The 382-nt window shown below is 68.3% G+C and carries 1 protein-coding gene; it reads left to right on the top strand.

Features of this window, described 5'->3' with window-relative positions:
- Positions 1-28 precede the first annotated feature (28 nt).
- A partial coding sequence (locus I6F37_RS44940; protein ID WP_306469195.1) for a response regulator occupies positions 29-382 on the top strand: 354 nt, incomplete at its 3' end.

The following is a 382-nucleotide window of genomic DNA, read 5'->3' as shown; positions in this document are numbered from 1 at the left end:
GCCCACACCGGAGGCTGGGAACTGGAGATTGGAGGCTAGTCAGCTAGGCCATGCCACTTCCCCCAAGCCTCCAGTCTCCAGTCTCAAGCCGCGCGTTGTCTGGGCCGACGACAACGCCGACATGCGCGACTACGTCCAGCGCCTGCTCAGCGCGCACTACGATGTGGAGGCCGTGGCCGATGGTGAGGCGGCGCTGGCTGCGGTACGCCGGCAGCCCGCCGCCCTGGTCCTGAGCGACGTGATGATGCCGCGCCTTGATGGCTTCGGCTTGCTGCGCGAGCTGCGGAGCGACGAGCGCACCCGGACGATGCCGATCATCTTGCTGTCCGCGCGCGCCGGCAACGAGGCGCGCATTGAGGGGCTGGAAGCCGAGGCCGATGAT

It is taken from the genome of Bradyrhizobium sp. NBAIM08 (assembly GCF_020193935.1).
Classification (GTDB): domain Bacteria; phylum Pseudomonadota; class Alphaproteobacteria; order Rhizobiales; family Xanthobacteraceae; genus Bradyrhizobium; species Bradyrhizobium yuanmingense.
The sequence above is the reverse complement of the archived record's forward strand: the minus strand, read 5'-3'. Positions and strand labels throughout refer to the sequence as shown.